11 protein-coding genes are annotated in these 13366 nt (G+C 63.4%); 10 read left to right on the top strand and 1 reads right to left on the bottom strand.

All coding sequences use genetic code 11. The features are described 5' to 3' along the window. Positions 1–103 precede the first annotated feature (103 nt). From AC1DX0_RS20665 to AC1DX0_RS20630, 8 genes are all read left to right on the top strand, one after another. Entirely contained in the window at positions 104–892 is a 789-nt protein-coding gene (locus AC1DX0_RS20665; protein ID WP_477219736.1) for a HalD/BesD family halogenase, read from the top strand. 119 nt (positions 893–1011) lie between these two features. Continuing rightward, positions 1012–1704 (top strand): GntR family transcriptional regulator, encoded by a 693-nt coding sequence (locus AC1DX0_RS20660; protein WP_477219737.1) that lies wholly within the window; start codon positions 1012–1014, stop codon positions 1702–1704. A gap of 36 nt (positions 1705–1740) precedes the next feature. Further along, on the top strand, positions 1741–2847 hold the full coding sequence (locus tag AC1DX0_RS20655) for a mandelate racemase/muconate lactonizing enzyme family protein (protein ID WP_477356651.1): 1107 nt from the start codon (positions 1741–1743) through the stop codon (positions 2845–2847). A gap of 1 nt (position 2848) precedes the next feature. After that, positions 2849–4033: a mandelate racemase/muconate lactonizing enzyme family protein gene (locus tag AC1DX0_RS20650; protein ID WP_477356650.1), complete on the top strand. Its 1185-nt coding sequence runs from the start codon at positions 2849–2851 to the stop codon at positions 4031–4033. Positions 4034–4300: 267 nt separating this feature from the next. Continuing rightward, positions 4301–5965: an ABC transporter substrate-binding protein gene (locus AC1DX0_RS20645; RefSeq protein WP_477219740.1), complete on the top strand. Its 1665-nt coding sequence runs from the start codon at positions 4301–4303 to the stop codon at positions 5963–5965. 72 nt (positions 5966–6037) lie between these two features. Beyond that, on the top strand, positions 6038–6991 hold the full coding sequence (locus tag AC1DX0_RS20640) for an ABC transporter permease (RefSeq protein WP_477219799.1): 954 nt from the start codon (positions 6038–6040) through the stop codon (positions 6989–6991). Next, positions 6988–7866: an ABC transporter permease gene (locus tag AC1DX0_RS20635; RefSeq protein ID WP_477356648.1), complete on the top strand. Its 879-nt coding sequence runs from the start codon at positions 6988–6990 to the stop codon at positions 7864–7866. The genes AC1DX0_RS20640 and AC1DX0_RS20635 overlap by 4 nt, the downstream gene beginning before the upstream one ends. Beyond that, complete coding sequence (locus tag AC1DX0_RS20630; RefSeq protein ID WP_477356646.1) at positions 7859–9916, top strand: dipeptide ABC transporter ATP-binding protein; 2058 nt, start codon at positions 7859–7861, stop codon at positions 9914–9916. The genes AC1DX0_RS20635 and AC1DX0_RS20630 overlap by 8 nt, the downstream gene beginning before the upstream one ends. 19 nt (positions 9917–9935) lie before the next feature. On the opposite strand, the gene AC1DX0_RS20625 is transcribed toward AC1DX0_RS20630, so the two are convergent. After that, on the bottom strand, positions 9936–10838 hold the full coding sequence (locus AC1DX0_RS20625; RefSeq protein ID WP_477219742.1) for a LysR family transcriptional regulator: 903 nt from the start codon (positions 10836–10838) through the stop codon (positions 9936–9938). Between the two features lie 116 nt (positions 10839–10954). Here AC1DX0_RS20625 and AC1DX0_RS20620 point away from each other — a divergent pair, with 116 nt between their 5' ends. Further along, entirely contained in the window at positions 10955–12610 is a 1656-nt protein-coding gene (locus tag AC1DX0_RS20620) for an ABC transporter substrate-binding protein (protein ID WP_477219743.1), read from the top strand. A gap of 247 nt (positions 12611–12857) precedes the next feature. Beyond that, a partial coding sequence (locus AC1DX0_RS20615) for a DUF427 domain-containing protein (protein WP_477356644.1) occupies positions 12858–13366 on the top strand: 509 nt, incomplete at its 3' end.

Below are 13366 nucleotides of genomic sequence, written 5' to 3'. Positions count from 1 at the left end.
TGACAGAGTTCCATAAGTTTTTCTTGGTCAGTCGTAATAATTTTCCGCGTTGAGGGAAAGAAATTTTTGCCGTCTTCTGTGTCCAACCCTTGGAGCACCCGACATGAAAGACATTCTCGATCTCGACCGTTATCCGCTCGACCGCGAAGGTAGCGCCGAATGGAACCATCTCGTCGAACAGTCGATCGAAGCCCTCAGGGCCGACGGCATGTTCAATCTCGAAGGTTTTTTGCGGCCCGGCGTCGCCGAACAGGCGGTGCGGGAAATCAAGCCGGTGATGGACACGCAGTCCCATGTCCACAAGCGCATGCACAACATCTACTTCAAGCCCGATATCCCCGAACTCGCACCCGAACATCCTGCGCTGCGCAAGGTCGAAACCATCAGCCACACAGTCTGCGCCGACCAGATTCCCGGCAGCACCGTGCTTGCGATCTACGAATATGAACCGCTGGTGCGGTTCTTGGCGGCGACCATGGGCAAGGAAAAACTGCACGTCATGCAGGATCCGCTGGCCCGCACCAATGTCATGGCCTATCGCGCCGGCGAGGCGTTGAACTGGCATTTCGATCGCTCGGAATTCACCACGACGCTGCTGCTGCAGCAGGCGGAGCGCGGCGGCGACCTCGAATACCGCACCGATCTCCGGTCGGATAACAACCCGAATTATGAGGGCGTCGCCAAGCTGCTCGAAGGGCGTGATCCCGACGCCAAAATCCTGCGCATGAAGCCGGGTACGCTCAATGTCTTTCGCGGCAAGAACACCGCGCACCGTGTCACCACGGTCGAAGGCGAGCGCGAACGCATGATTGCGGTGTTTTCCTATTATGAGAAGCCGGGCGTGATGTTCAGCACCGAGGAACGGGTGGGCTTCTACGGCCGCGCGGCTTGAGCCGTCCAACCCGCATCTGGATCGCTTGCCGGGCGACGATAAAAAATCCGAAAACGCCATCTTGTTAGATTGTCGACAATCTGATTGTCTTGCTTTCTGTGCTCGCTGGAGTGGCCCGGATGGTGAAGACGGATTTCAGCCCGATTGCCGACACGACGCGCCGCGCCGAAATCGTGGCGCTGCTCAGACGCGCGATTCTGACCGGCCAACTGCAACCGGGCCAGAAGCTCAACGAGCTCAGGATTTCCGAACAGATGCGGGTCAGCCGCGCGCCCCTGCGCGAGGCGATGCGCGAGTTGGTGCAAGAAGGCATCCTGACCAGTATTCCCTATGCCGGCACCTTCGTCATCGACGTCACGGCCAAGGACATCGACGATGCCTATTCGCTCAACCAGGTGCTGGACGAATTCGCCATCGAGTGCACCTGGCCGCTGCGCGACCAGCGCTTCATCGATGAGCTCGACCGGCGCCATGAAGCGGTGAAGCAGGCGACCCGCAACCTCGACACCACAAGGCAGATCGAAACGGCGCTGCAACTGCACGGCCTGATTTACGAATGGGCCGATAACTCGGTGCTGCTGGAAACCTGGCAGCGGCTGACCAGCCGGCTCCAGATGTATTTCGCGCTGCACCAGCATGCGCGCAACGAGCCGGTGCCGGCCGAAGACGTCCATGAGACTTACGTCCAGCTGATGAAGGGCACCGACATGCGCGCTGCCCAGCGCCATGCCCGCGAGCATATCCACCTCGATTTCGAACAACTGCTTTCCTACGCACGCGGCCTCGAACTACGCCCATCAAGGGGCGCCTGATCAATTCCCCAGACATTGCAGCCAACGGACAGACACGTGCGGATCGAAACCATCAAAGCCTACCATGTCGTGCAGCCCTTCGTGGACGGGCCCTACCGCATGTCCAAGGGACGCGAAGCCGACGCCTTCGATGCGGTGATCGTCGCCATCACCGCCGACGGCGGCCTCACCGGCTGGGGCGAAATGGCGCCGCTCGGCAATTTCTACTCGCCCGCCTTCCCGGCCGGCACCCGCGCCGGCGTGCCGGAAATCGCGCCGCACCTGATCGGCCAAGATCCGCGTGGCCTGGCCAGCATCGGCCGGCTGATGGACACGGTGTTCAAGGGCCACCCCTACATCAAGTCGGCGCTCGACATGGCCTGCTGGGATCTSGCSGCGCGCGCMGCCGAYGTGCCGCTGGTGACGCTGCTMGGCGGMMRSGAGAGCGASACGGCSGAGCTCTACAAGGTCGTCACCCATGGCAGCGTCGAYGCCATGGCSGCRCTSGCCAAGCGCATCGTCRMSSASGGCTTYCACCGGCTGCAGGTCAAGGTCGGCGGCAATGTCCATGACGACATCGAGCGCGTCACCGCGGTCGCCGCTTCAGTGCCGAAAGGCACCGTGATATTCTGCGACGCCAATGCCGGCTGGACGCCCTATCAGGCGCGCCAGTTTGCCGACGCCACGCGCGCCATCGACTACACGTTCGAGCAGCCCTGCACGACGATCGACGAAAACATGTCGGTGCGCCGGATGCTCGACAAGCCGATGGTGCTCGACGAATCCGTTACCTCGCTCGAGGCAATGCTGGAAATCCATCGCCTGGGTGCGGCCGACGGGTTGACGCTGAAGATTTCGCGGCTGGGCGGGATCACCAAGACCCGTCTGATCCGCGACGTCGCCGTCGATCTCGGGTTCATGATCACGGTCGAGGACACTGGCGGCGCCGAGATCGACACGGCAGCGATGGCGCATCTGTCGCTGTCGACGCCGGAGGAGCGCCGGCTGCATGCGATTGCCTTCCATGAATGGGTGACGGTGCGCACTGCCTCGAACAAGCCGCCGGTCACCGGCAGCCGCATGGGCATTCCGGACGGGCCGGGCCTCGGCATCGACGTCGTTCCCGACCTGCTCGGCACACCGTTCTTCGAGATTGGCGGCTGACATGAAAATCCGAAGCATCAAGGCCACGCCGATCAATCTTCGCCTCGAAGCGCCCTATGGCTGGGTCTTCGGCGAGCTCGACGGATTTTCGCAGACCATTGTCGAGGTCGAGACCGAGGATGGGCTGATCGGCCTCGGCGAGGCGCCGACGCCGGCGGCGGCCGCGATCATCAATGATGTTCTGGCTGAGCGCCTGGTCGGCCGCGACGCCTTCGACATCGCCGGCGCCGAACATGTCTGCCTGCCCTACTGGACCGGTGTGCARTCGATCAACGAYCGCACTCGCATCATGGCCTTCGGCGCCRTCGAGATGGCGCTKTGGGAYCTRCGCGGCAAGGCRTGGAASCAGCCGCTCTACCAGCTGCTYGGCGGCGCSGTGCGCAAGGACATCCCGTTCACCGAYTATTTCTCGCTGCGCGGCGACGGACCCAAGGTGAAGGGCGAGACGACGCCGGAAGAAGTCGCCGACTATTGCGTCGAACTGCACGAGACGCATGGCACGACCTTCTTCGAAGGCAAATTCTCGACCGAAGATCCGAAAATCTCGCTGAGAATGGTCGAGCTGATCCGCGAAAAGCTCGGCGACGAGGCGATGATCCGTATCGATTCCAACCAGGCCTATTCGCTCAGCACCGCGCGGCGGCTGGCGCGGCCGCTTGAAGAGCTCGGCGTGCGCAACTGGGAGGATCCGGTGGCGACCATCGAGGAGATGCGCCAGTTGCGGCAGCATTGCTCGATCCCGTTCTCGACCCACAATATCGACATTGCGCGCGCGATGGACCTTAAGGTTCCGGACGCCTTCGTCGGCAATCCGACGGCGCATGGCGGCATCGGCCGCATGCTGCGCTTCGTTGGCGCCTGCGAGCACGCCGGCGTCGATTTCTGGTGCTATAGCGGCGACAGCGGCATCGGCAGCGCGGCCTATCTGCATCTGTGCGCCGCGCTCGGCTGGATCCGGGAGCCGAACCAGTCGCTGTTTCGCATGCAGCCTATGGACATCACCGAGGAAGGGCCGTTTTCGCCTACGAACAATGTCGTGCGTGTCCCGGAAGGCCCCGGTCTCGGCATCACCCTGTCGCGGAAAAACCTCGCGGCCTGCCATCGCGATTTCGTCGAGAACGGCCCGTGCAACAAATATCACGACCCGGCGAAGCCCGGGACCTATCGCCGTTTGCCGCTGAATTAGGAGACAGAGAAGGGAAAGGAGACTTATTCAACAACAAGAAGTCCGCGCCGCGATCGGATCGTGACGACAGGACCTGACGGGTGGAAGCATTGCCTCAAGAAAATCTGACCCCTGCGCCGCAAGGATCGGATGGACCAGACAAAACCGCATGCTACAGTCCCGGTCGAACTCACGTCGTTGATGGCCGGGGACAAGGAGAACTCCACGGAATTTCGTCAACCGGAAGTGCATCTTCAACCATAAGAAATAGGGGAAAGGGTTAAACCCATGAGCAAGAACTATCGCATTCTCGACCTGATCCGGCGCAGCCGCTCGCCACTCGAAAATCACCTGATCGACGGTCTCGTCGACGGCCGCGTCAGCCGCCGCGACTTCATTCGCCACGGCAGCATGCTTGGCCTGTCGCTGCCGCTTCTGGGCGGCATCACCACGGCTGCCGGCTTCGGTGGCATGCCGTCGCTCGCCCGCGCCGCGGGCGCCGCCGGCGCCACCATCCGCGTCGCCAGCAGCGTGCCGGCAGCGGCGATCGACCCGGTCACCATTGCGGACGCCGGCGGCCTCGTCGTGCTGCAGCAGGTTGCCGAATTCCTCTGCGTCGACGGCCCAGATCTCGTGCTGAAGCCGGCTCTGGCCGAAAGCTGGAAGCCGAACGATAAAGGCACGGTGTGGACCTTCAAGCTGCGCAAGGGCGTGAAATTCCACTCGGGCGGCGAAATGAAGGCCGACGATGTCGTGGCCAGCATCGACCGCCTTGCCGACCCGGCAAACTCGTCCAACGCGCTGTCGGTGTTCACCGGCATCCTGCAGAAGGGCGCCACCAAGAAGGTCGACGACTATACGGTGGAATTCCATCTCGACGCGCCGAACGGCAACTTCCCCTACATGGTGTCGTCGGACAACTACAACGCCGTCATCATCCCGTCGAGCTACAAGGGCGACTACGAGAACAGCTTCGACGGCACCGGCCCGTTCAAGATCGAAAAATACACGGCCAAGGTCGGCGCCTCCTTCGTGCGCAACGACAACTATTGGGGCGAGAAGGCGCTGCCGGATCGCACCGAGTTCACCTTCTTCGCCGACATGCAGCCGATGATCCTGGCGCTGCAGGGCGGACAGGTCGACATCATCAACCAGATGCCGGTGCTCGCGGGCGTCGCCCTGCTCAGTGATCCGGGCGTCGACATCATCAGCCTGAAGTCGGTCGCGCACCAGCAACTGCATCTGCGCTGCGATTCCGATCCGTTCAAGGACCCGCGCGTGCGCCGCGCCATCGCCCTCAGCCTCGATCGCGACAAGCTGGTCGCCGGCCTGATGAAGGGCCGCGCTTCGCCTGGCAACGACAGCCCGTTCGCGCCTGCCTATCCGTCGACCGATACGAGCGTGCCGCAGCGCAAGCAGGATATCGCGCAGGCCAAGCAGTTGATGGAAGCGGCCGGCGCCGGCAAGGGTTTCAAGGTGACGCTGACCACCGAGCGCTATCTGGAAATTCCCGAATACGCCCAGCTTATCCAGAACTGGGTCAAGGAAATCGGCATCGAGCTCGAGCTCAACATCCTCGACCAGGGCGCCTATTACGGAGACGCGGTGTTCGGCAAATCGAACTGGCTGGATTCGGTGATGGGCATCACCGACTATGGTCACCGCGGCGTGCCGAACGTGTTCCTTGCAGCACCCCTGAAGAGCGACGGCACCTGGAACGCCGCGCACTTCAAGAACAAGGACTACGACACGCTGGCAAACAGCTATATCGGCGCGCTCGATCTCGAGGCGCAGAAGGCTGACGCCGGCAAGATCCAGAAGCTGCTGCTCGAGGAAACGCCGGTTATCTTCGGCTATTTCTACGACTACCTGACGGCGACGGCGAAGGGCGTGGCCGGTGTGCAGCCGACCGCCATGTCGCAGCTGTTCCTCGAAAAGGCATCGAAGGCCTAGAGCGAAAAGGGAAAGCCAATCCTGTAACGGCCAGCTCCCGCATGGGGGCTGGCTCCACAAGGAGTCTTAGCCATTCTCTCCTTCTTTGCACGGCGTATTTCGCTGTCGCTCGTGACGCTGTTCCTGCTCAGCATCATGGTGTTTCTGGGCGGCCAGGTGCTGCCCGGCAATGTCGGGCGTGCGATCCTGGGGCCGTTCGCCGACCAGCGCGCGGTCGACGCGCTCAATCATACGCTCGGCGTCGATCGCCCGCTGCTGACCCAATATGCGACTTGGATCTGGAATTTTGTCCGCGGCGACATGGGCACGTCCTATATCTTCCGCTCGCCGGTGGCGCCGTTTGTCATCGACGCCTTGGGCAATTCGATGAAGCTGGCTGCCGTCGCCTTCGTGCTGGTGGTGCCGATCGGCATCCTCGGCGGCGTCATTGCCGCGCTGAACCTCAACCGCCCGCTCGACCGCATCATCAGCCTTGGCGGCCTGTCGGTGACGGTGCTGCCGGAGTTCGTCACCGGCATCATCCTGATCCTGATCTTCGGCGTGTGGCTGCGCTGGCTGCCGATCTCGGCGGCATGGCCCAGGGACGCCGGCTTCTTCACCCAGCTCTACTATCTGATCCTGCCGTCGCTGCCGCTGTTCCTGGTGCTGTTCGGCTATATCGCGCGCATGGCGCGCTCCGGCATGATCGAAGCGCTCGATTCCGACTATACGCGAACCGCCGTGCTCAAGGGCCTGCCCTGGCGCACCGTGATCTGGCGCCATGTGCTGCGCAATGCGCTGCTGCCGACCATCACCGTCATTGCCACCCAAACCGGCTATCTCATCGGCGGCCTGGTGGTGATCGAGACGCTGTTTCGCTACCAGGGCATCGGCTCGCTGATCTTCACCGCCGCACGCGGCAAGGACTTTCCGATGCTGGAATCGGGCATTCTCACCATCGGCATCGTCTATGCGGTGGCGACACTGATCGCCGATTTCCTCTATTCCGTGCTCAATCCACGCATCAGGCTGGGGTCAGACCAATGAGCGCCGTCCAGACCACCTCTCCGCCACAAGACGACACGCGCCGGCGCAGTCCCATGGCGGAAGTCTTTTTCTCGCTGCTGCGCTCGCGAACCTTCCTCGTCGGCCTCTTCATCGTGCTGTTCTGGGTCGCCTGCGCGCTGTTCGGCGAACATTTYGCGCCYTACGACCCGCTSGCCGACGACATCATCAACGCRCTGGCRCCRCCYTCGSSCGARCACTGGTTCGGCACCGACCAGATCGGCCGCGACGTSTTCTCGCGYGTCATCGTCGGCTCGCGCGAYATCCTGACCGTCGCCCCGCTGGCAACGCTGCTGGCGACGGTGGCCGGCACGGCGCTTGGCCTGCTCACCGGCTATTTCCGCGGCATCGTCGACGATGTCGTCAGCCGCATCCTTGAAGCCTTCATGGCCATTCCCGTGGTCATCGTCGCGTTGCTCGCCATCGTCGCGCTCGGCACCTCCAAGACCACCGTCATCGTCGTCATTGGGCTGAGCTTTGCGCCGATCATTGCCCGCACCGTGCGCTCGGCGGTGCTGGCCGAGCGCGAACTCGACTATGTCGCGGCAGCCCAGTTGCGGCACGAGAGTGCGCTGCATACGATGTTCGTCGAGATCCTGCCCAACGTCATTCCGCCGATCCTGGTCGAGACCACCGTGCGGCTGGGCTACGCCATCTTCGCGGTCGCCACGCTGTCCTTCATGGGTTTTGGCATCCAGCCGCCGTCACCCGACTGGGGGCTGTCGATCTCCAGCAATTACGGCATGATCGGCGGCGGCTTCTGGTGGACGGTGCTGTTCGACGCACTCGCCATCGCCTCGCTGGTGATCGGCGTCAACCTGGCGGCCGATGGCGTCCATGGAGCGCTCAATGACTAACTCCGCCCCGACTAAGCCGGCAAAGGCCGAGAACGCCCTCGAACTGCACGATTTGTCGGTTGCCTATCGCGTCGCCGGCCGCAACCGCGCCGTGCTGCGCAATCTCAGCCTCAACATCCGGCAAGGCGAGGCCTACGGGCTGGTCGGCGAATCCGGTTGCGGCAAATCCACCGTAGCGCTCACCGTCGTGCGCTATCTGCCGAGGAACGGCTCGATATCCGGGGGCGCCATCTCGCTTGACGGCCAGGATGTGATGAAGCTCGATGCCGAGGCCTTGCGGCGCGCCCGCGCCGAAAGCGTCTCGATGGTCTATCAGGATCCCGGCAAGGCGCTGAACCCGTCGATCCGCATCGGCCGCCAGCTGACCGAGATCTTCGAGCTTGCCGGCGTCACGGGCAAGGCGGCTGAGGATCGCGCCATCGCCATGCTCAACCGCGTGCGCATCTCCGACCCGCCAAGCGTCATGCAGCGCTACCCGCACCAGCTCTCGGGCGGCATGCAGCAGCGCGTGGCGATCGCCATGGCGCTGGCCAATGACCCGTCGATGCTGATCCTCGATGAGCCGACCACCGGGCTCGATGCAACGGTCGAAGCCGAGGTGCTCGACCTCATCGCGCAGCTGCGGCAAGAACTCTCGGCCTCGATCCTGTTCATCAGCCACAACCTCGCCGTCGTCTCCAACATGTGCGACCGGGTCGGCGTGCTCTATGCCGGCATGCTGGTGGAGGAAGGACCGACCGACGTCGTCTTCAACGATCCGCGCCATCCCTACACCGTTGCCTTGCTGCGCTGCCTGCCACGCGGCGGCCAGCGCAAGGACCAGGGCCGGCTCGACACCATTCCGGGCTTCCTGCCGGGCATCGGCGCTGACATCAAGGGCTGCGCCTTCGCCGACCGCTGTGCCTTGGCAGACGATCGCTGCCGCACCGAATTGCCGCCGCTCTATGATCTGAGCGACGAGCGCGGAAAACGCCTGTCGCGCTGCTTCCATCACGACAAGGCGCAGGCCCTGCCGCGCGCCACACCCAGCGATGTGGCGCCGGCACCAAAGCCGGAAGCGGCACCGGTGCTGCGTGTCGCCGGGTTGAACAAGACCTATGCCAGCCATGGCCAGCCCTTGCGCGCCGTCAAGGATGTCTCGCTTGATCTCAGGCCCGGCGAGACTCTGGGACTGGTCGGCGAATCCGGCAGCGGCAAGACCACCTTCGCCCGGCTGCTGCTCGGCCTTGTGCCGCCCGATGACGGCGGCACCATCGAGCTCGAGGGCAAGGCCCTGGCGCCGAGGCTGGAGAACCGTGGCGACGATCAGGTCAAGGCGCTGCAGATCGTCTTCCAGAACCCGGACTCCGCGCTCAACCGCTCGCATTCGATCCGCCACATCCTCGGCCGCGCCTTGAAGCGGCTGGCCGGCCTCTCCGGCAAGGCGCAGGAGGCGCGCCTCGACGACCTCGTCCGCTCGGTGCGCCTCACCGACCGGCATCTGGCCGTCAAGCCGCGCCAGTTGTCAGGCGGGCTGAAGCAGCGCGTCGCCATTGCGCGTGCCTTCGCCGGCGATCCGCGCATCGTCGTCTGCGACGAGCCGACCTCGGCGCTCGACGTCTCAGTGCAGGCGGCGATCCTCAACCTGCTCGCCGACCTGCAGTCSAAGGARGAYGTCAGCTACATCTTCATCTCGCAYGAYCTTGSMGTGGTGCGTTACCTCTCCGACMAGATCGCCGTGCTCTATCTCGGCCGCATCATGGARATCGGSCCATCSGAGGAWGTCTTCTCCGGGCCGCATCATCCCTATACCGAAGCGCTGCTGTCGGCCGTGCCAAAGCTCGACCAGACCGAGACGGCGCGCATTCGCCTCGACGGCGAGATCCCCAGCGCCACCAACCCGCCATCAGGCTGCGTCTTCCACACACGCTGCCCGCGCAAGATCGGCCCGATCTGCGAACAGCAGGAGCCGCCGCTGGCCGAGGCGCAGCCCGGACATTCCATCCGATGCCATATTCCCTATGCTGAGTTGGCGAGGCTGCAGAAACCGGTCGTGATCGAGGCGGCATAGCAAGGCATCGCTGGCCGGTTCACTTCAGGCCGGCCATCCCCAGGGAACGGTCGCCTTCCGAAAAACCCTGATCGCTTGTCCAGCCCTTGGCCAGCGAGCGCAAGCCGGTCAGCGCGACGTCGAGCACATCCGATGAGACGGGGTTGGAGGGATAGGCGAGATAGATCGGCCGCTGGAACATTGGCGCATTGTCGATGCGCCGCATCTCACCTCGCTCGATATGGCCGCTGACGGCGCTGAGCGGCAGATAGGCCGCCGCCTGCTGCGACAGCACATGTTGCAGGCCGATGAAGACCAGCCCTGCGGAAATCGCCGGCTTGACCATGCCGGCAAAGGCGCGGTCATGCTCGATGCGGAATTCGAGCCCCCAGTCCATCAGAATGTAGTTTTCAGTCCACGGCTTCGTCTGCGCCGCATGCTGGACCAGCACGACCTGATCGACGGCCAGCGTCTCATAGACGATGCCGGGATGCGGGCGTGGCAGATAGAGAATGCAGATATCGAGCAGGCCTTCGGCGAGCTGGTCGATCGCCAGATCCGGGAAACTGCCTTCGAGCCTTAGCGCCACATTTGGCCGTTTTGCGCGCATCCACTCGACCCATGGCGAGGTGATCAGGTCCCAGAGATAGGCTGGAGCGGTCAGCCGCAGCAGTGTTTCATAGCCATCGGGAACGGCAATATCCTGCCGCGATTGCTCCCAGGTGCGGGTGATGGAAGAGGCGTGCGGCAGGAACTGCCGGCCAGCTGGCGTCAGCGTGACACCGTCGCGGTCGCGTACGAAAAGCCGGCGCCCCAATTGCTCCTCCAGCCCCCTGATCCGCGCACTGACGGTGGATTGGGCGAGATTGAGCCGGCTGGCCGCGACGGTGAAGCTGCCATGTTCGGCAACCTCCAGGAAACTGCGCAGGTTTTCGGTATCCATGCTCACACCTTGCATCGAAAATTTCGATGACCCCTATCAAAAAATATCGCTTTCCGGTCGCGGTCAACAATGACCTAAATGGCCGATCCCCCAGGGGCAAGCGAGGAATGCAGCCAATGCCAAAGCATTTCATGACGATCGATGCCGCTCGCAAAAAACTGACGGCAATCGAAAATTCCGCTGTCGACGACTTGCTGGCCGGCCGGCTCCACCGCCGCGATTTCCTGCGCCATGGCAGCGTTCTCGGCCTTTCCCTGGCGTTCCTGGGCAGCCTTGTAACGGCTGCCGGCCTCGGCACGCAGAAGGCCCGCGCCGAAGGCAAGCCGGGTGGCACGGTGCGCGCCGGCGTCGCCACGCCCGGCGGCGCCATCGATCCCGTCACCTACTACGACAGCGGCAGCTACCAGCTGGTTTTCCAGACCGCCGAATTTCTCTGCATCACCCAGCCGGACCTCACTCTGAAGCCGGTACTGGCGGAAAGCTGGGCGCCGAACGCGGATGGCAGCGTGTGGACCTTCAAGCTGCGCAAGGGCGTGAAATTCCACAATGGCGAGGACTTCAAGGCTGACGACGTCGTCGCGACCTTCGATCGCCTCGCCGACCCGAACGGCGCCTCGAACGCGCTTTCGGTGTTCAAGGGCCTGCTGTCGAAGGGCGGCACGCAGAAGGTCGACGACCACACCGTCGCCTTCCATCTCGATGCGCCGAACGGCAGCTTTCCCTATTCGGTGTCGATCGACAATTACAACGCCGTCATCCTGCCAGCGACCTACAAGGGCGACTACGAAAAGACCTTTGAAGGCACCGGCCCGTTCCGGCTGGAGAGCTACACGCCGAAGGTCGGCGCGACCTTCGTACGCAACCCCGATTATTGGGGCGAGAAGGCGCTGCCCGACCGGCTCGAATTCAAATTCTACGGCGACGTGCAGCCACGCATCCTGGCGCTGCAGGCGGGTGAGGTCGACATCCTCGACGCCGTGCCGCTCGATGTCAGCCAGGTGGTGCTCAACAGCCCCGACATCACAGTGCTGCGTGTCGCCTCGACCGCGCACCGCCAGCTCCACATGCGTTGCGACACCGGCCCGTTCACCGACAAGCGCGTGCGCCAGGCACTGGCGCTCAGCATCGACCGTTCCAAGCTGGTCGACGGCCTGTGCCGCGGCATGGCGGCGACCGGCAATGACAGCCCGTTCGCGCCGGCCTTCCCCGCCACCGACACGTCGGTGCCGCAGCGTGTCCAGGATATCGCCAAGGCCAAGCAGCTTCTCGAGGCGGCCGGCCTCGCCAACGGCTTCGACATCACGCTGACGACGCTGCGCTATTCCGACATTCCGGGTTACGCGCAGCTGTTCCAGAATTTCGCCAAGGAGATCGGTGCCCGCATCTCGCTCAACATCGAGGACCAGGACAAATATTACGGCAAGGCGGTGTTCGGCCAGTCGGACTGGCTGGACAGCCCGCTGGGGATCACCGACTACGCGCATCGCAGCGTGCCCAATGTCTTCCTGAAAAGCCCGCTGGTCAGCGATGGCCCGTGGAACGCGGCGCATTTCAAAAGCCCTGCCTATGACGGCATGGTCACCTCCTACCTCAAGGCACTCGACATCGGTGCGCAGCGCGCGGCCGCTTCCGACATCCAGAAGCTGCTGCTCGACGAGACGCCTGTCATTTTCAGCTATTTCCCGGACCTGCTGGTGCCGGTGCGCAAGAATGTCAGCGGCCTGCCGCCGATCGCCGCCGGTCTGCTGCTCGATCGTGTGTCGCTGGGATAGAGGCTGGATTGGACAATTCCGCTTTTCGGGCGGTGAGGCTATTCGCTAGCAGGGCTGTGAAGAGCGATGGGGGGCCATCACTCGAGCTGCTCGACGCAAGGGAAACCCGCCGCCCGGAAACCCTCTCCGGCACCACAATTCAATCCAGGTTCATCTCGCTGTGCGCCAACGCTCGATGACAAAAGACAGGAAACGGGAGACTACCATTCGCAAGCCTCATTTGCGCGGCCGCGGGCCGCATTTCCCCTTGCTCGACAATATCGTGCAGTACGAGTTCGAGCCCGGCTATGTCGCCTTCACCATGCCAATGCAGAAGCGGCTGCGCGTGCAGGTGGGATCGATGATCGTCGCCGACACGACAAAGGCGCTGGTGCTCTACGAGAGCGACCATCTGCCGGTCTACTACTTCCCGATCAGCGACGTGCGCGAGGAATTCCTGCTGCCCTCTACGACGACGACCGAGAGCCCGTTCAAGGGCGTCGCCACCCATTATTCGCTGAACACAGGCATCACGCTGGTCGAGGACGCGGCCTGGCGCTATGTCGATCCGGTCAAGGGATCGCCTGACCTGTCGGACTACATGTCCTTCTATTGGCCCAAGATGACGCACTGGTATGAGGAAGACGAAGAGATCTTCGTCCACGCCCGCGATCCGTTCCGCCGGGTCGACTGCCTGCCGTCGTTGCGGCGCGTCCAGGTCATCCTCGACGGCGAGCAGGTCGCCGATTCACGCCGTGGCGTGTTCCTGTTCGAGTC

It is taken from the genome of Mesorhizobium sp. P3_A9, assembly GCF_056402975.1.
Note: the sequence above shows the minus strand (reverse complement) of the source record. Positions and strands in the feature narration are given on the sequence as shown.

Coding starts and splice junctions, on each gene's coding strand:
- AC1DX0_RS20665 (WP_477219736.1), top strand. CDS start 104: ATGAAAGACATTCTCGATCTCGACCGTTATCCGCTCGACCGCGAAGGT.
- AC1DX0_RS20620 (WP_477219743.1), top strand. CDS start 10,955: ATGCCAAAGCATTTCATGACGATCGATGCCGCTCGCAAAAAACTGACG.
- AC1DX0_RS20645 (WP_477219740.1), top strand. CDS start 4,301: ATGAGCAAGAACTATCGCATTCTCGACCTGATCCGGCGCAGCCGCTCG.
- AC1DX0_RS20625 (WP_477219742.1), bottom strand. CDS start 10,838: ATGGATACCGAAAACCTGCGCAGTTTCCTGGAGGTTGCCGAACATGGC.
- AC1DX0_RS20660 (WP_477219737.1), top strand. CDS start 1,012: ATGGTGAAGACGGATTTCAGCCCGATTGCCGACACGACGCGCCGCGCC.